Origin of the sequence: Rhodoferax potami, assembly GCF_032193765.1 — a bacterium.
GTDB lineage: Bacteria > Pseudomonadota > Gammaproteobacteria > Burkholderiales > Burkholderiaceae_C > Allorhodoferax > Allorhodoferax potami.
The window spans coordinates 2,420,168-2,437,045 of record NZ_JAVBIJ010000001.1 but is presented as its reverse complement, the minus strand read 5'-3'; the positions used below and the strand labels follow the sequence as shown (position 1 = coordinate 2,437,045).

Here is a 16,878-nt window from a genome sequence, read left to right as displayed (position 1 = left end):
TGTAGGTGCGGCGTGCGCCCTCCTATACTGGTCGAATGAACGAGTTAGTACATTCCAATAAAGAGACAGACAAACCCACCCGACGCAAAGCGGCCACAGCCGGTAGCGCCAAGGCTGCGCCCACGCGCACCAACGACCCGGCCCGCACCATGGCCGGCATCCTGGAGGTGGCGACCAAAGAGTTTGCCGACAAGGGCTTGAGCGGTGCTCGCATCGACGCGATTGCCGAGGCCACCCACACCAGCAAGCGGATGATTTACTACTACTACGGCAGCAAAGAGGGCTTGTATCTTGCGGTGCTGGAGGAGTCGTACCGCCGCATGCGGCAGATCGAAGGCGACTTGCACCTGGACGATCTGGAGCCCGAAGCAGCCTTGCGCCGGTTGGTGGAGTTCACCTTCGACCGGCATGCGGACAACGAAGATTTCATCCGCTTGGTGATGAACGAGAACATCCAGCAGGGCACTTTTTTGGCCCAGAGCACCTCGATCCAGCAGCTCAACGTGCCGGCGATTGAGTCGATACGCCGGCTTTACCAACGGGGGGTGGAGCAAGGCGTGTTCCGCGAGGGGCTGGATCCGGTGGACATTCACGCGTCCATCTCGGCGCTGACTTTCTTCAACGTGTCCAACCGCCACACCTTCGGGCTGATCTTCAAGGACAAGGCGCGCTCTGCCCAATCGGCCGACCGGCGCGCCAGCATCACCGACATGGTGGTGCGCTTTGTGCGCAAGTAATTCCTTTCCGGCATAACAGCTTTCCCGGTTATGCCCGGGTGCTTTAGGGAAAACCCGCAATATTAAAAACTAACTAGTTCGTACATTATTGGAAGTGAGACTTTCCGGAGATCTGTGTGCTCAAAAAATTTATCGATGGCTATTGCCGCTTGCTCGGGTATGTCATCGCCGCCGCTCTTGCGCTGATGGTGGTGCTGGTGTTCGGCAACGTGTTCATGCGTTATGCCTTCAACTCGGGGCTGACCGTGTCGGAAGAGTTGTCCCGCTGGTTGTTTGTGTGGGTCACCTTCTTGGGCGCTGTGATCGCTTTGCGCGACAACGCCCATTTGGGTACCGACATGCTGGTCGGCAAGTTCGGCCCTAAGGGCAAGCGCTTTGCCATGGGCGTGTCTTTGCTTTTGATGATCTGGTGCCTGTGGCTAATCTTCAAAGGCACTTATGACCAATTCCTGGTCAACAAGGACTCCGACAGCCCGGTGATGGAGGTCTCCATGGGCTGGTTTTATGCCGGTGGCATGGTGTTCTCGGCCCTGAGTTTTCCGATCCTGGCGCTGGACCTGTTCCGCCTGGTGACCGGCCAAATTGCCGACAAGGACCTGATGCTGATTCAGGAATCCGAAGAAGCCCCCCACTAAGCCCCGGAGCCCATTGTCATGACGATCATTATTTTTCTGGGTTCCTTGATGGCAGCAATGGCCATTGGTGTGCCCATCGCGTTTTCTCTGCTCTTGTGCGGTGCCGCCCTGATGTGGCACCTCAACATGTTCGATGCGCAAATCCTCGCGCAAAACCTGCTCGAAGGGTCCAACAGCTTTCCGTTGCTGGCGGTGCCTTTCTTCATGCTGGCCGGTGAAATCATGAACGCAGGCGGCTTGTCCCGTCGCATCGTGAACTTTGCGATGGCGCTGGTCGGCCACGTCAAAGGGGGTTTGGGCTATGTGACGATCGTGGCCGCGGTGATCATGGCCTCGCTTTCAGGCTCCGCCGTGGCGGATGCCGCGGCCTTGACCGCCTTGCTGCTGCCCATGATGGTCGCTGCGGGGCACGACAAAGGTCGCTCTGCGGGCCTAATTGCATCGGCCGGCATCATCGCGCCGGTCATTCCGCCGAGCATCGGTTTCGTGATCTTCGGCGTAGCCGCCAATGTGTCCATTTCCAAGCTGTTCATGGCGGGCGTGTTTCCGGGTTTGATGCTGGCACTCTCGTTGGTGGTGACCTGGTGGTGGCTGGCTCGCAAAGAGCACATCACCCCGCCACCCCGCAAGACCATGGCCGAAGTGCTGGATGCCATGCGCTTGGCCACCTGGGCGCTGGTGCTGCCCTTCATCATTGTGTTCGGGCTCAAGTTCGGCGTGTTCACGCCCACCGAGGCTGCGGTTGTGGCTGCGGTGTACTCCTTGTTCATCTCGACGGTGATCTACCGCGAGCTGACCTTCGCCAAGTTGGTTCCGCTGTTTATCTCTGCCGCCAAAACCAGCGCGGTGGTGATGTTCCTGGTGGCTGCTGCGATGGTCTCGGCCTGGCTGATTACCGTGGCGAACCTGCCGGCCCAGGTGGTGGAGTTGCTCCAGCCGCTGCTGGACAGCCCGCGCCTCCTGATGTTCGCGATCATGGTGCTCGTCATTGTGGTGGGAACTGCCCTGGACATGACGCCCACCATCCTGCTGCTGACACCGGTTTTGATGCCTGTCATCAAGGCCGCAGGCATTGACCCGGTGTACTTCGGTGTGCTGTTCATCATCAACAACGCGATCGGTCTGATCACACCGCCGGTAGGCACGGTGCTCAATGCCGTGGCCGGTGTGGGCAAGGTCCGGATGGATGAGGTCACCAAGGGCGTGGTGCCTTTCATGATTGCCCAGTTCGCCATCATGTTCTTGATGGTCTTGTTCCCGCAACTCGTGATGGTGCCGGCCCGCTGGTTCTATTGATGCGATTCCAAGCCTGTGCGTGATGGGTACGCCACGCACAGGATTCTTATTCACCGCGTACGCCTGCTTTTTACATTTCTAACTGTCCAGGAGACAACTCATGAAGCGACTGTTTATCAAATCCGTCTTGGCAACCGTGGCACTGGCCGCTTGTGGGCTGGCATCGGCCCAGGACATCAAAGAGCGCACCATCAAATTCGGCCTGAACAGCCCTGAAGGTCACCCCGCCGTGGCTGGTATGCGCAAGTTCGCATCCGCGGTCGAAGCCAAGTCCGGTGGCAAGATCAAGGTGCAGTTGTTCTTGAACGGATCTTTGGGTAGCGACCAAGCCACCTTGTCCGCACTCAAGGGCGGCACCGTGGAAATGGCCGTGATGAACTCCGGCATTCTGGCCAGCGAAGTGAAAGCGCTGGAAATTTTTGACTTCCCCTTCCTGTTTGCCAATGAGAAAGAAGCGGACGCGATTGTGGACGGTCCCATCGGCCAGAAAATGCACGCCGCCTTGGCGGACCGTGGCATCGTCGGCCTGTCGTACTGGGAGCTGGGTTTCCGCAACATCACCACCGGTAAAAAAGTCATCACCAAGGTGGACGACATCGCCGGCCTGAAGCTGCGCGTGATCCCTAACGCCATCAACGTGGACTGGGTGAAGGCTTTGGGCGCGAACCCCACACCCCTGCCATTCCCTGAGGTGTACGCTGCTCTGGAGCAGGGCGCGATTGACGGCCAGGAAAATCCGATCGCCGTGATCGCGGCCAACAAGTTCTGGGAAGTGCAAAAGAACGTGGCCCTAACCAACCACCAGTACAACCCCCAGTCCGTGATCTTCAGCAAAAAGGTGTGGGACACCATGTCTGCTGCTGAAAAGAAAATCATCGACGAGTCCGCCGATGAAGCGGTGAAAGCCCAGCGTGAAGCCAACCGCGCCGCCTTGAACAACAACCTCGAGTTGCTCAAGAAAAACGGCATGAACGTGACGACTCTGCCAGCCGCAGAAATCGCCAAGCTGCGTGAGAAGATGAAGCCCGTGATCGACAAGCACAGCGCTGCCTTGGGCACCGTCGTGGCTGATGTGCAGGCCGAGTTGGCCAAGATGCGCAAGTAATCACGCCGTGCGGAGCGGCCTGCAAGGGCTGCTCCGCGTTTGATTCCATCTTCTCTAAAGGTTTGTATGAAAGTCCTGATGCTCCACGGCATTAACCACAACATGTTCGGCAAGCGCGATCCGGTGCAGTACGGCACCATCACGCTCGATGAAATCAACGCCGACCTGACGGCCTTGGGCCGCGAACTGGGTGTGGAGGTGGAGACCTTTCAAACCAACCATGAAGGCGCCATGTGCGAGCGCATTCACCAGGGTTTCATCGACGGTGTGGACGCAGTCCTCATCAACGCCGGCGCCTGGACGCACTACAGCTATGGCATCCGCGACGCGCTGGCCATCCTGACCTGCCCCATCGTCGAGTTGCACATGTCCAATATTCACGCCCGTGAGGAGTTCCGGCACAAGTCTGTGTTCGCGGAAATCGTCAAGGGCCAGATCGCAGGCTTCGGCGCGGACAGCTACCTGCTGGCCCTGCGCGCCGGGGTGTCTGCGGCGAAAGCTGCGAAAAAATGATCATCAACGGCAATACAGAGCTCATTGTTCACCTCGGTTACCCGACCCACGCCTTCAAGGCGCCCATGATCTACAACCCCTGGTTTGAAAAAGCCGGGGTCAATGCGGTGGTGGTGCCCATGGGCTCCAAGCCCGAAGACTTCCCCGGCTTTTTGCGCAGCGTGTTCAAGCTCTCCAATATCCGGGGCGCCTTGATCACCATGCCGCACAAGGTGACCACCACCACGCTGGTGGACGAGCTCTCGCCCACGGCTCAGATTGCTGGTGCCTGCAACGCGGTGCGCCTGGGGCCGCAAGGCCAGTTACAGGGCGACATGTTCGATGGCGCCGGCTTCGTGCGCGGGGTGCTGCGCAAAGGGCTGGTGCTCAAGGGCGCACGCGCCCTGGTCGTGGGGAGCGGTGGCGTGGGCTGTGCGATTGCCGCATCGCTGGCGGCCGAAGGCCTGTCGGCACTGGCGCTGTTTGATGTGAATGCAGAGGCCGCCGAAGGGCTGGCAGCGCGCCTGCGCCAGCACTATCCGCAAATCGAGGTCACTACCGGATCCACCGATCCGGAGGGTTTTGACCTGGTGGTGAACGCTACGCCGCTGGGTATGAACGAGGGTGACCCGATGCCTCTGGATGTGTCGCGCCTGTCAGCCAGCACCTTTGTGGGCGAAGTGGTCATGAAAACCGAGACCACCGCATTTCTGGCGGCAGCCATTGCACGTGGCTGCCAAGTGCAGGTGGGCTCGGACATGTTGTTTGAGCAGATTCCGGCGTATCTCGAATACTTTGGCCTGCCCAGCACCCATGCCGATGAGCTCCGCGCATTGGCTACTTTGCAGTACCAGTAAGCCTGCAAGCAGGCCTTGTTCCGGGGCCCTTACTGGGCGTTTACCGGGTGGCTGTGAGCAGCCACTCGCGGCGGAACAGCCAGTCCTGCACCTGCCATAGGTTGTTTAACGTCACCTCGCCGTCCTTGTGCCGGCTTTTCACGTGCCAGCGCTGGGCCGGCAGGGTGCAATCGGGCAGGCATGAGGGCGGCTCGTTCAAGTCCTCTTGAAGCCAGATTACGGCATCAAATTCATTCAGCAAGCGCGCCAGCCGTTCCTTGGGTGGCATCTCGGGGTAGAGCGCGCCGGTGTTGCGGCCTTCCGCGTCATAGGGCGTGATGCGCGCGCCATGTAACTGGAAGTGGTAGCGCTCGTATTGCCCGGTGAACCCGTTGGGCACGGCGACCCGCTGGCCCTTCATCTGCGCTTCGATGGCCGGGCTGTAGCCCGCTTCATCTTTGGAGATAGGCTGCACCATGAGGGTGAAGCAGCCATACACCGCCAGCACGGTCACCAGGCTGGCATTGCCCGCCCATGATTTTCGATAAAAACCGGCAATAGCCGCCATAATGCCTGCGCCTGCAGCTATCAAAGTGATAGCGACTTCGCCGTTCGATGCCATCGACAAGTTACCCATCACCCAACTGATGCGACCGAGCATCACCAATGCCGGGACTGTGATCAGCAGGGTGAGCCAGAACCACAGACGGGGCAGCCGGTCCCACACCAATGCCATGGCAATCGCCACCGCCGGCATGGCAGGAATCACATAGCGCTCCGAACGCTGGTTGGGTACGGTGAACACCACCAGCCACACTACGATCCAGGCCAGCAAGACCCAGGGCGCTGGGCTCAGGTTCGAGAGGCGGCGCAGCTGCCCTGTATGGCGCAGGGCCAGCAGGCAAAAACCCAGCACCGGCAGCGCCAACAAGCCGCCGTTTGACGGGTAGGCCAGCAGCTGCGTCCACATCGGGTAAGGGCCCGACAGCGCGGCCTGCCAGTAGCCCATGCTGCTGGACATCTTGCCCGCGTTTTCTGCCACCACGAACTCCTGCCAGACGCTGGCGGGGTCCGGGTCCAGCACAAACCACAGCGCAAAAATGCCCAGGCCCAGCGCAGCGCTCCAGCCGCACCCCAGCGTGGTGCGCACCGCGGTGCGCCAGCTCCAAGGCGTGCTCAGCAGCACCGCGCACCACAAGGCGGCAGCGGCCGGTGCCACCAAGGCAAAAGACTTGTAGGCCGCGCCCAGGCCCATGGCGATACCGAACAAGGTGTATGCCAAGGGGCCGGGCGTGGTGTCCGCACGGTGCATGCTACCGGTGGCGCTGGCTCGCAGGCGCAGCCACAGTACCCACCACATGGGCAAGGCAAGCCAGAAGGTCTCGGGCGCAGAGGTGAGGTACACCCGTCCGTAGCGGAAGGTGGAAAAAAACAGCAAGTACAAGGCAGCGGCCAAACAAGCGGTGCGCAGCCGGTTCGACGCTTCACTCATCCGGTAGGCAAAAAACGCCAGCAGGGCAGTGGTGGCAAAGGTGTAGGCAATGCTGGGCAGGCGCAATGCGAACAAGCTCCAGGTCTCGCCCCAGCCACCGGCCACCATGGCCTGCCAGATCAGCAGGGGCGGCTTGGTGTTGCGGGTGCCCACCAGCTCGGACTGCAGCGGCAGCCAGTGGCCACTCTCGGCCGTCATGCGAGCGATATGGATGTAGACCATTTCGTCGCCGTTGGTGGGGGCGTAGCTGCCGCCCAATCCCAAGAGATATAAAGCGCTTGCTATAAAAACAAGAGCTAACCACGCAATATCGGCGGCGGCAATTTGCTTATTTGGCATAAAAAGAGCGGCGGGGTTGTAGGCCTGTGGATTCCGTGGGCACCCGAGCGGTCGTGCGCCGTGCCATGGCCTTGGCGCAGCGGATGGCCGTCAGTCGCGGTGACGCTTGAACGTCCACCGGTCGTTGGCCAGAAAGTTGCTGACACTGGCCGCCACAATGGCAATGATGTTGGCCAGCCGGTAGTCCATGCTGCCGGACAGCAGCAAGGTCAATACATATTGCATGCCACTGCCGAAAGCCGACGCGGTGACGTACTGTCCGAACTCCATGCCCAGCAAGCGCAGGCTGACGGGTTGCACTTCGCCGGCTTCCAGCGTTTTTACCCGGTCGGACCAGGTCCATAGCCGGTTCCAGGTGAAGTTGTTCAGGGTTGCCAGAGCAATCGCCAGCACCAATGAAAAGTAGGGCTTGTTGTAGCCGGATTCGATCTCGTTGAACAAAAACTCATGACCGAAATGCAGCACCGCCAGGTTCACCACGGTGCCGCTCGCACCCACAATGCCGAACTTGATGTACCGGTAGCGCTCCAGCAGCCCGAGGGCCCACAGCACGGTGCGTTGCAGCCCGTTCATGCAGCAGGGCTCTCGACAGCGGTGCCCAGGTACTGCAGGGCTTGCGCCAGCACCGGGTCGGGTGCAATCCGCTTGAGGCACTGGTTGTCGCCATCACAGAAGGTGAGGCGGTGGTTGTAGGCCGTCAAACACGGCGAGCAGGCAATGCCGCTCTCGAGAATGATGGTTTTTTTGCCCAAGGGGCCGTACAGCTTGCCGGTTTCGGGGCCGAAAAACACCATGGTCTGGATGGGGGTGACCGTCGCAAAGTGGCTGGGGCCACCGTCGTTGGTGATCAGCAGGCGGCTGGCATGCATCAGCATCAGCAGCTCTCGGATGCTTTTGGTGTAGCCGGTCAGGTCAATACAGGCCTCGCTGCCGACCTGGGTTTTGAGGTCACGCGCCAGCACAGCGTCGTCTTTCAAACCAATCAGGCCCACGGCGTATCCGGCATTGCACAAGCCCTGAACCACCCGGGCGTAATGGCTGGCAGGCCAAGCCCGCTCCGGCAGGATGCCGCCGCCCGCGTAGACCAGCACCAAGGCGCGGTTTGCGGTCACGGGGTGATCTACTTCCACCTTCTGGCGGTAGCTGCGCAGTTCATCGGCGCTGAACGGAACCGACAGCTCGGGTTCGGACGGAATCTCACGGATGGCACCTGCGCGGTTGCGGGGCATGGCCTCCGGCGACTGCAGTGCATCCACCAGCGACAAAAACTGTTTGCTGATGTGCTGGTAAGGGTTGTAGGGAATGCTGTGGTTGATGAAGCTTCCGCGATACAGGCCCTCTTGGGTGTGCGGCGTGAAGCCCACCCGCACGGGGGCGCCGGTGCTGAACGACAGCAGGGCGCTCACCCGGGAAAACAGCTCGCAATCGATCACTGCGTCCAGCCCGATGCGACGCATCTGCAGGCTGACTTTCAAGATGTCGCTGATCAGCGATGCGCCCGAACTGTCGTCCAGAGTGTGCATGTGGGCCACATCCGTCAATGACAGCAGCTTGGAGACTTCCTGGTTCTTTTTGAGTTGCAGGATGTGGATCGCAGCCCCGGGGTATTGGCGGCGCAATGCCGCAAACATCGGACCTGCGAGCACGATGCTGCCCATCTCGGAGAGCAAGATCACCAGGATGTTTTTCGGTGCGGCCGGCATGCGCGCCGGTGCACCGAACATGCCGGTCAACTTGACCCATCCTGACACCGCGCCGCACAGGAGCTGGCCTGCCCAGCGGTCAATGAAGCGTTGTGTCTGGATATTCATGGGTGCGGGGGATCGGGTTTACTTCAGGCCAGCGGCTGCGCGCAAAGCGGCGGCTTTGTCGGTGCGTTCCCAGGTGAATTCGGGCTCTTCGCGGCCGAAGTGGCCGTACGCCGCCGTCTTCTCGTAGATAGGGCGCAGCAGGTCCAGCATCTGGATGATGCCCTTGGGACGCAGGTCAAAGTGTTCGTTCACCAGGGCAGCGATCTGCTCATCCGGGATCACTCCGGTACCTTCGGTGTACACGGTCACGTTCATCGGCTTGGCCACACCAATCGCATAGGCCACCTGGATCTGGCACTGCTTGGCCAGGCCGGCTTTCACAATGTTTTTTGCCACATAGCGGGCTGCATAAGCTGCAGAGCGGTCCACCTTGGACGGGTCTTTGCCGGAGAACGCGCCACCACCGTGGGGACAGGCGCCACCGTAGGTGTCCACAATGATTTTGCGACCGGTCAGGCCGCAATCACCTTGGGGGCCGCCGATCACAAAACGGCCGGTGGGGTTGATCAGGTAGCGGGTGTTCTGCAGCCACTCTTTGGGCAACACCGGCTTGATGATTTCTTCAATGATGGCTTCGGTGAACGAGGCCTTCATCTTGTGCTGGGTCTCAGACTGGTCAGGGCTGTGCTGGGTAGACAGCACCACGGTGTCGATGCTGTGGGGCTTGCCGTCCACATAGCGCATGGTCACTTGGCTCTTGGCGTCGGGGCGCAGGAAGGGCAGGCGGCCGTCTTTGCGCAGCTGGGCTTGACGCTCCACCAGGCGGTGCGCGTAGTAGATGGGTGCGGGCATCAGCTCGGGCGTTTCATCACAGGCGTAACCGAACATCAAGCCTTGGTCGCCGGCACCGATGTTGAGGTGGTCGTCAGAGGCGTGGTCCACGCCTTGGGCAATGTCGTTGGACTGCTTGTCGTAGGCCACCAATACAGCGCAACCCTTGTAGTCGATGCCGTACTCGGTGTTGTCGTAACCGATGCGCTTGATGGTGTCGCGCGCGACCTGGATGTAGTCCACATGCGCGTTGGTGGTGATTTCACCGGCCAAAACTACCAGACCGGTGTTGGTCAGCGTCTCAGCAGCTACGCGGGAGCGGGGGTCTTGTTTGAAAATTGCATCCAGAATCGCATCGGAAATCTGGTCGGCGACCTTGTCGGGGTGGCCTTCTGATACGGACTCAGAGGTAAAGAGGAAGTCGTTCGCCATAAAGTTTCTCCAAAATAAACATCAAGACGCGTTGCTTGAGCTTTGGGGCTTTCAGCGAACGCTTTAGCAGATCCGCCGGAATCGGCGAGGCACAATGGCTCCTTTTTGATCAGTTGCCCCTGTGAAGTCACCCTGCAAGTAGTTCTATAACTCGGTGACGTCGCGGATTTTAGCCCACCATGGCCTTTGTATTTCGATTCCTTTCCCGACAGTCGCTGGGTCTGTTACACCGCATCGGCTGGCTGTGCGGCTGGTTGGTGTATGGCTTGTCGCCGACCTATCGCCGTCGTTTGCAGGCGAACGCGCGTCTCGCCGGTGTGAAGCCGGAGGGTGTGCGCGCCGCGATCGCAGCAGCCGGGCAGATGGTGTCGGAGTTACCCCGTCTCTGGATTGGCCCGGAGGTGCCTGTGCAATGGGATGGCGCTGAACTAATTGACTCGGCCTTGGAGTCTCATCAAGGCGTCATTTTTTTGACGCCGCATTTGGGGAGTTTCGAAGTCACCGCCCGGGCCTATGCTCAGCGCTTCGGTGTTGCCCAAGCTCCCATGACGGTGCTGTACCGGCCTGCGCGTCAGGTCTGGTTGCGAAGCATCATCGAAGCGAGCCGCCGGCGCTCGGGCTTGGTCACGGCCCCTGCCAATCTTGCGGGGGTGAAGCAGTTGATCAAAGCTTTGCGGTCTGGCCAAGCCGTGGGCTTGCTGCCCGATCAGGTGCCGCCCGAGGGGCAGGGCGCCTGGGTTTCATTTTTCGGTAAATCGGCTTACACCATGACTTTGGCGGCACGCCTAGCCCAGCAGACCGGTGCCCGAGTGGTGCTGGCTTGGGGCGAACGGTTGGCCGGCGGTAAGGGCTTTCGGGTGTGTGTCAGGCCGTTTGACGAAGCGCTTTCTGCAGATGTAGTGCAGGCCACTTTACAAATCAACCGCGCCATGGAGCGTGTCATCCACGAGCTGCCCGGTCAGTATTTGTGGGGCTATGCACGCTATAAACAACCGCGTCAGCCCGAAGGGGCCCCGGAACAAAAAGGTTGACAGGATGAGTCGTTGGATTTTGCGCGTGATGGAGTGGCTGGGTCGCCTTCCCCTGCCTTGGCTACGGGCGCTCGGCGCGGGGCTGGGAGTCGCCCTATTTTTGCTGGTAGGGTCCCGCCGCCGAGTGGTGCTGACCAACCTGCGGATCTGCTTCCCGAGCCACACGCCTTGGCAGCGTGGGCGATTGGCCGTGGCAACTTTTGTGGCGTTCGCGCAGGCGTGGCTCGATCGCGGCTGGCTTTGGCATGCCTCTGACGATGTGATACGGACGCGATTGCAATTGACGGGTGCGCTCCATGAGCTGGCCGGTAATGCGCCGACGATTTTGTTCGCGCCCCATTTCGTCGGGTTGGATGCCGGTTGGACCGCATTGACGCAGCAAGTCGACCGGTCTTTCACGACGATTTACACCGATCAGGCGAATAAAGTGGCTGACGATTGGATTCTGGCCGGGCGCAAACGCCTCGGTGGCCGATTGTTCGGGCGGATAGAGGGCGTCAAACCCATCATTGCTGGATTGAAAGCGGGGGAGCCGTTGTACCTGTTGCCGGATATGAACTTTGGTCCGGAAGAGTCTGTATACGTTCCGTTTTACGGGCGTCCTGCGGCTACGGTGCCTTCACTCTCACGGTTCGCGCGCCTGTCCCGCGCGAAGGTGGTCCCGATTGTTTGCAAGTTGGTGCCTTCCGGCTATGAAATCGAGGTATTGCCCGCTTGGACAGACTACCCCAGCACCGATCTACAGGCCGATACTGCCCGGATGAACCAGATGCTGGAGACTTACATCAATCGCATGCCGGCCCAATACTATTGGGTACACAAGCGTTTCAAGGACCAGCCCGAGGGCTGGCATCCGCCTTATTGATCGGCAGGGGCTGTCTCGGCGGTCGCAGCGGGAGCTGGCAGATCGGGGTGTGCCCAGTCCCATAAAAGGGTGGCAACGTCTTCAATCCCGGTGCGTTTGGTCGCCGAAAAGAGACGAACCTCGCCACCGCCCGCCTGTAGTTTGGTGATGGAAAGCACTTTGGCGCCCTCGCTGCGAGTGAGCTTGTCCGCTTTGGTCAGAATTACCAGGAATTTCAGGCCTTCCGCGACACGGGGGCGGATGACGTCCAGCAAGATTTCGTCGAGCTCTGTCATGCCGTGACGCGGATCACACATCAGCACGATGGCTTTCAGGTTTTTGCGGGTAACCAAATAATTGGCCATGACTTGCTGCCAGCGGATTTTGTCCTGCTTGGGCACCGCCGCGTAGCCGTATCCGGGCAAGTCTGTGAGAACCGCATCAGTGACCCCTTGTTTGCCCAGTGAAAACAGGTTGATGTGCTGGGTGCGGCCGGGTTTCTTGGAGGCGAAGGCCAGCTGTTTCTGCTGCGTCAGTGTGTTGATGCAGGTTGATTTGCCGGCGTTGGAGCGGCCAACGAAGGCGATTTCGGGTACATCCAATTCAGGAAGAAAGTGCAATTGCGGCGCGGTAGTCAGGAACCGCGCAGTGTGCAACCAGCCCAGCGCAACCGCGGCGGCGCTTTTTTCCGGTGGGATTGTTGGCTTGGGGGTTGGCGTTGTCGCCTTTGGGTTTTGTGTGTTGGTCATTGAAATTGAAGGTAAACCCAGACACGCATTGTAGAATGGCCCAGTTCCGGCTACCAGACACAACATTCCTATGAAGTTGATCGCTCAATTGATTATTGCGGCCTCCGTGGCCGTACTCGCCGTTTCTTCCCATGCGGAAGAGCCGAAAAAAGAGTCAGCCAAAGCTGCAAAGCCGGATCTGGCCAAGGGTGAGGCTGCCTTCGGTGCAGTTTGTGCTGCCTGCCACGGTGCAGACGGTAACTCTGCGATCGCGGGTAATCCCAAGCTTGCCCAGCAGCATCCTGAATACTTGGTGAAGCAGCTCCAAGAATTCAAGTCGGACAAGAGAAATAACGCCGTCATGAAAGGCTTTGCTGCAGGCCTGAGCGATGACGACATGAAAAACATCTCCTTCTGGTTGGCCACCAAGGCTGCAAAGCCCGGCTTTGCGAAGGACAAGGATCTGGTGAGCTTGGGTGAGCGGATTTATCGCGGTGGTATCGCTGATCGCCAAGTTCCAGCGTGTGCTGGCTGCCACAGCCCAAATGGCGCAGGTATTCCTTCTCAATACCCACGCTTGAGTGGCCAGCACGCCGACTATTCAGTGGCGCAGCTGGTTGCCTTCCGTGATGGTGTTCGCAAAAACAGCCTGCAAATGACACAAGTGGCTGCCAAGCTGAATGACCGCGAAATCAAGGCGGTATCGGACTACATCGCTGGACTGCGCTGATTAGTCAGCTTTCGGAGGTTCAGGGGAACCAAAGAGAGCATTGACACCCCAACAGGCGGGACCATCCTCTAGATGGCCCGCTTTTTTTTCGATTGTTTTTCATGACCGTTTCCACCCAAGGTATTGAGATAAAGGCTGGCTCCCGTGCATGGCGCACAAGCGTCGAGCTTTTGTCGTCCATGCGCTTCGCCATTTCTTTGCTGACGGTGATTTGTATTGCCTCAGTGATCGGTACGGTGCTGAAACAGCACGAGCCTTTAGGGAATTACATCAACCAGTTCGGCCCATTTTGGGCTGAGGTGTTCCAGCGTGCCAGTCTGTTCAATGTGTACAGCGCCTGGTGGTTTCTGTTGATCTTGGCGTTTCTGGTGGTCAGCACTTCTTTGTGCGTGGCCAGAAACACGCCCAAAATTTTGGTCGACCTGCGCTCCTACAAGGAAAACATTCGCGAGCAAAGTTTGCGCGCCTTCGGGCACAAGGCGCAGGCTGAGCTCGCAGAGTCGCCCGAGGCAGCAGCGCGACGACTGGGCGGATTGCTAACGGGCGGCGGCTGGAAGGTCAAGCTGCAGTCCCGCGAAACTACGCGGGGCACTGGTTGGATGCTGGCTGCCAAAACAGGTGCCAGCAATAAGCTGGGCTACATCGCTGCGCACAGCGCCATCGTGCTGGTGTGCTTGGGAGGGTTGCTGGATGGTGATTTGGTGGTGCGCGCCCAAATGCTGTTTGCCGATAAAACCCCCTTCAAGGGCGGCGGAATGATTGCCGATGTGCCCGCTCAGCACCGGCTTAGTGAACGCAATCCGACATTCCGCGGCAACGTGATGGTGTCCGAAGGCACCCAGTCCAGCACCGCGATTTTGAATCAGTCGGATGGCATTCTTTTGCAGGAGCTGCCGTTTGCCATTGAGCTCAAGAAGTTTATTGTGGAGTACTACTCCACGGGCATGCCCAAGCTTTTTGCCAGTGATATCGTGATTCACGACAAAGCCACGGGAGAGCAGACTCCGGCCCGGGTGGAAGTGAATCACCCTGCCAGTTTCAAAGGGATTGAAATTTATCAATCCAGTTTTGATGATGGTGGCTCGACACTCAAGTTCAAAGGGGAGTCACTGCGCACCGCTGCGAAATCATTCGACGTGGACGGCGTAGTGGGCGGTAGCAGCGTTATTCAGGGCGACTCGTCGTCTGGTGCAGAGGCATTGACCGTTGAATTCACCGGTTTACGTGTCATCAATGTGGAGAACTTGACTGCCGATGCGGTTGGCAAGACTGATGTGCGCGGGGTGGATTTGCGCACTTCCATCAATGCCCAACTCGGAGCTGCCAATAAGTTGAAGGATGGCAAGACACTGCGCAACATCGGACCGAGCTACAGCTACAAACTCCGCGATAAGGCTGGCCAAGCCAGAGAGTTCAACAACTACATGTTGCCGGTAGATCTGGGTGATGGGCAGTCGGTGTTTTTGTTGGGCATGCGGGAAAGTCCTGCTGAGTCTTTCCGTTATTTGAGAGTGCCTGCTGACGCAGAGGGCAGTCTGGATGGGTTTTTGCGGGTGAGTCGTGCACTCGCGGACCCCGCGATGCGCCAGGAGGCCGTGCGGCGTTACGCCAGCAAAGCGGTAGATAAGCAGCGAGATGATTTGATGGGGCAGTTGGCCGGGTCTGCGACTCGCGCTTTGACACTGTTTGCTGGTGCGAGTGGATCTGTGGCGGGTCTGCAAGCGATTTCCGACTTCATCGAGTCCAACGTGCCCGAAGCTGAGCGCAATAAAGCGGGTGAAGTGCTGGTTCGTATTTTGAATGGCGTTCTTTACGAGCTGGTGCAGATGACCCGTGAGGCCGCGAAGCTGAAGCCATTGCCAGCGGATGCAGAGACTCAACAATTCATGACGCAGTCGGTCTTGGCGTTGAGTGATTTGCCGCTTTATCCCGCCCCGTTTTTGCTGAATTTGACGGACTTCACGCAAGTGCAGGCTAGCGTTTTCCAGGTGGCTCGTGCTCCCGGAAAAACCGTGGTGTACCTCGGTTGTGCCTTGCTGATTCTGGGGATTTTCGCCATGTTGTATGTTCGAGAGCGTCGCTTGTGGATTTGGCTGGAGCCGTTGGATGGCAGAACAGATACATCTGCGGCAACGATGGCTCTCTCTACCAACCGGAAAACGATGGACGGCGACAAAGAGTTCGAACATTTGAAGCGTCGACTGCTAGCCCTTGAGGAACAAGAAAAATGAGTGCTCTACCTGCCGAATCCGCGGTGATATCTGCCAAAAACATCACCCTGGAGCTGAATGACAGCTATTTCCGCCGGACTTGGTGGGAATGGGTTTTTGCCGCTCTCGTGATAGCGGGTGGCGTTTTTGCCTTTGCGCGTTATCACTCCGCGATGGATGTCTATGAAAAAGGCATCCTCTTGGGAGCAGTACCTGCCGCGATCTGGTTGGGCTGGCTGTGGGCGCCTTTGCAGCGTCTGATGCTGCTGGTGGCGGTGTTGTCGCTAACGGGCATTGCGGCGTACCAAGGCGATCTGGTCCGTGCTGAAACAGTGTTCGGGCTCAAGTATTTCTTATCCAGCCAGTCCGCGATTTTGTGGATGAGCATGCTGTTCTTTATGGCGACTGCTTTCTATTGGGTGGCTGTTTTCGCCAAGGGCCGTGCCGACGGCTTAGAACTTATAGCCTCGCGTTTGGTGTGGGTGGCCGTCACCATGGCGCTGACCGGAACGATGGTGCGCTGGTTTGAAAGCTACCTGCTGGGCGCAGATGTCGGGCATATCCCGGTCAGCAATCTGTATGAAGTGTTCATCATGTTTTGTTGGATGACGGCGCTTTTCTACCTGTATTTTGAAGCGCAATACAAGACCAGATCGTTGGGTGCTTTTGTCATGCTGATCGTGAGCGCCGCAGTGGGTTTCTTGCTCTGGTACACCGTTGCACGGCAGGCGCAGGAAATTCAACCTTTAGTGCCGGCACTCAAAAGCTGGTGGATGAAGCTCCATGTACCCGCCAACTTCATCGGCTATGGCACTTTTGCTTTGGCCGCGATGGTGGCCTTTGCCTATTTGATTAAGCAGCAGGCTACGGAGACCAAGTGGTACCGTTTGGCGCCTCTCTGGTTGCTGGGTATTGTGTTGTGCTTCGAGCCGATTGTGTTTCGCAAGTCGTCCGCCTCTGGCCTTAACGATTATTGGGCTGTCTATTTCGGCGTTTCGGCCTTGATCGTGGCTGGGATCCTTTTGGGGCGCCGCGCCATTGCTGAGAAGCTGCCCTCTTTCGAAGTTCTGGATGATGTGATGTACAAGTCCATCGCGGTGGGGTTCGCATTTTTTACGATCGCGACAGTGTTGGGCGCGCTATGGGCTGCCGAAGCGTGGGGTGGTTATTGGAGCTGGGATCCTAAGGAGACCTGGGCTTTGATCGTCTGGCTCAACTATGCAGCTTGGCTGCACATGCGTCTGATGAAAGGCCTGCGCGGCACGGTCGCCGCATGGTGGGCTTTGGCAGGTTTGGCGATCACCACTTTTGCCTTTATCGGCGTGAATATGTTTTTGAGCGGACTCCATAGCTACGGAACCCTGTAAGAAAACCCAAGCTCGACCGACC

At 58.8% G+C, this 16,878-nt stretch carries 16 protein-coding genes; 11 read left to right on the top strand and 5 right to left on the bottom strand.

Translation table 11 applies throughout. The features are described from left to right. The first annotated feature begins 35 nt into the window (after positions 1-35). The 6 genes from RAE21_RS11695 to RAE21_RS11670 all read left to right on the top strand — a co-directional run bounded on the left by RAE21_RS11695 (position 36) and on the right by RAE21_RS11670 (position 5,122). On the top strand, positions 36-737 hold the full coding sequence (locus RAE21_RS11695) for a TetR/AcrR family transcriptional regulator (RefSeq protein WP_313881517.1): 702 nt from the start codon (positions 36-38) through the stop codon (positions 735-737). A gap of 116 nt (positions 738-853) precedes the next feature. Continuing rightward, complete coding sequence (locus RAE21_RS11690) at positions 854-1,372, top strand: TRAP transporter small permease (RefSeq protein ID WP_313875249.1); 519 nt, start codon at positions 854-856, stop codon at positions 1,370-1,372. An 18-nt stretch (positions 1,373-1,390) separates the two neighbouring features. Further along, positions 1,391-2,668 carry a TRAP transporter large permease subunit gene (locus tag RAE21_RS11685; RefSeq protein WP_313881516.1) on the top strand — a complete coding sequence of 426 codons (1,278 nt, stop codon included), beginning with the start codon at positions 1,391-1,393 and terminating at the stop codon, positions 2,666-2,668. A gap of 100 nt (positions 2,669-2,768) precedes the next feature. Then, positions 2,769-3,773 (top strand): TRAP transporter substrate-binding protein, encoded by a 1,005-nt coding sequence (locus RAE21_RS11680; RefSeq protein WP_313881515.1) that lies wholly within the window; start codon positions 2,769-2,771, stop codon positions 3,771-3,773. A gap of 66 nt (positions 3,774-3,839) precedes the next feature. Beyond that, positions 3,840-4,286, top strand: a complete 447-nt coding sequence (aroQ, locus tag RAE21_RS11675; protein WP_313875252.1) for a type II 3-dehydroquinate dehydratase — start codon at positions 3,840-3,842, stop codon at positions 4,284-4,286. After that, positions 4,286-5,122: a shikimate dehydrogenase family protein gene (locus RAE21_RS11670; RefSeq protein ID WP_313882701.1), complete on the top strand. Its 837-nt coding sequence runs from the start codon at positions 4,286-4,288 to the stop codon at positions 5,120-5,122. The genes aroQ and RAE21_RS11670 overlap by 1 nt, the downstream gene beginning before the upstream one ends. Positions 5,123-5,162: 40 nt before the next feature. On the opposite strand, the gene RAE21_RS11665 is transcribed toward RAE21_RS11670, so the two are convergent. The 4 genes from RAE21_RS11665 to metK form a co-directional block, all read right to left on the bottom strand. Then, complete coding sequence (locus RAE21_RS11665; RefSeq protein ID WP_313881514.1) at positions 5,163-6,932, bottom strand: ArnT family glycosyltransferase; 1,770 nt, start codon at positions 6,930-6,932, stop codon at positions 5,163-5,165. Between the two features lie 90 nt (positions 6,933-7,022). Then, positions 7,023-7,505 (bottom strand): GtrA family protein, encoded by a 483-nt coding sequence (locus RAE21_RS11660; protein ID WP_313881512.1) that lies wholly within the window; start codon positions 7,503-7,505, stop codon positions 7,023-7,025. Continuing rightward, entirely contained in the window at positions 7,502-8,743 is a 1,242-nt protein-coding gene (locus RAE21_RS11655) for a glycosyltransferase family 9 protein (RefSeq protein ID WP_313881511.1), read from the bottom strand. Before RAE21_RS11655 ends, RAE21_RS11660 begins: the two co-directional genes overlap by 4 nt. A gap of 18 nt (positions 8,744-8,761) precedes the next feature. Then, a complete protein-coding gene (metK, locus tag RAE21_RS11650; protein WP_313875256.1) occupies positions 8,762-9,946 on the bottom strand; it encodes a methionine adenosyltransferase in 1,185 nt (394 codons plus the stop codon). A 179-nt stretch (positions 9,947-10,125) separates the two neighbouring features. On the opposite strand from metK, the gene RAE21_RS11645 reads away from it, so the two are divergent. Continuing rightward, a complete protein-coding gene (locus RAE21_RS11645) occupies positions 10,126-10,977 on the top strand; it encodes a lysophospholipid acyltransferase family protein (RefSeq protein WP_313881510.1) in 852 nt (283 codons plus the stop codon). 4 nt (positions 10,978-10,981) lie between these two features. Beyond that, the gene (locus RAE21_RS11640; protein WP_313881509.1) at positions 10,982-11,842 is read left to right on the top strand and encodes a lysophospholipid acyltransferase family protein; all 861 of its coding nucleotides are present in this window, start codon (positions 10,982-10,984) and stop codon (positions 11,840-11,842) included. Here RAE21_RS11640 and yihA read toward each other — a convergent pair. Next, complete coding sequence (gene yihA / locus RAE21_RS11635) at positions 11,836-12,570, bottom strand: ribosome biogenesis GTP-binding protein YihA/YsxC (protein ID WP_313882700.1); 735 nt, start codon at positions 12,568-12,570, stop codon at positions 11,836-11,838. The two genes, RAE21_RS11640 and yihA, sit on opposite strands and share 7 nt — an antisense overlap. 70 nt (positions 12,571-12,640) lie before the next feature. Between yihA and RAE21_RS11630 the strand changes: the two genes are divergently transcribed. The 3 genes from RAE21_RS11630 (at position 12,641) to ccsB (ending at position 16,856) form a co-directional block, all read left to right on the top strand. Continuing rightward, on the top strand, positions 12,641-13,279 hold the full coding sequence (locus tag RAE21_RS11630) for a c-type cytochrome (protein WP_313875259.1): 639 nt from the start codon (positions 12,641-12,643) through the stop codon (positions 13,277-13,279). Positions 13,280-13,380: 101 nt separating this feature from the next. Further along, positions 13,381-15,510 carry a cytochrome c biogenesis protein ResB gene (locus RAE21_RS11625; RefSeq protein WP_313881508.1) on the top strand — a complete coding sequence of 710 codons (2,130 nt, stop codon included), beginning with the start codon at positions 13,381-13,383 and terminating at the stop codon, positions 15,508-15,510. Then, a complete protein-coding gene (gene ccsB, locus RAE21_RS11620) occupies positions 15,507-16,856 on the top strand; it encodes a c-type cytochrome biogenesis protein CcsB (RefSeq protein ID WP_313881507.1) in 1,350 nt (449 codons plus the stop codon). The genes RAE21_RS11625 and ccsB overlap by 4 nt, the downstream gene beginning before the upstream one ends. The last annotated feature ends 22 nt before the right edge of the window (positions 16,857-16,878 follow it).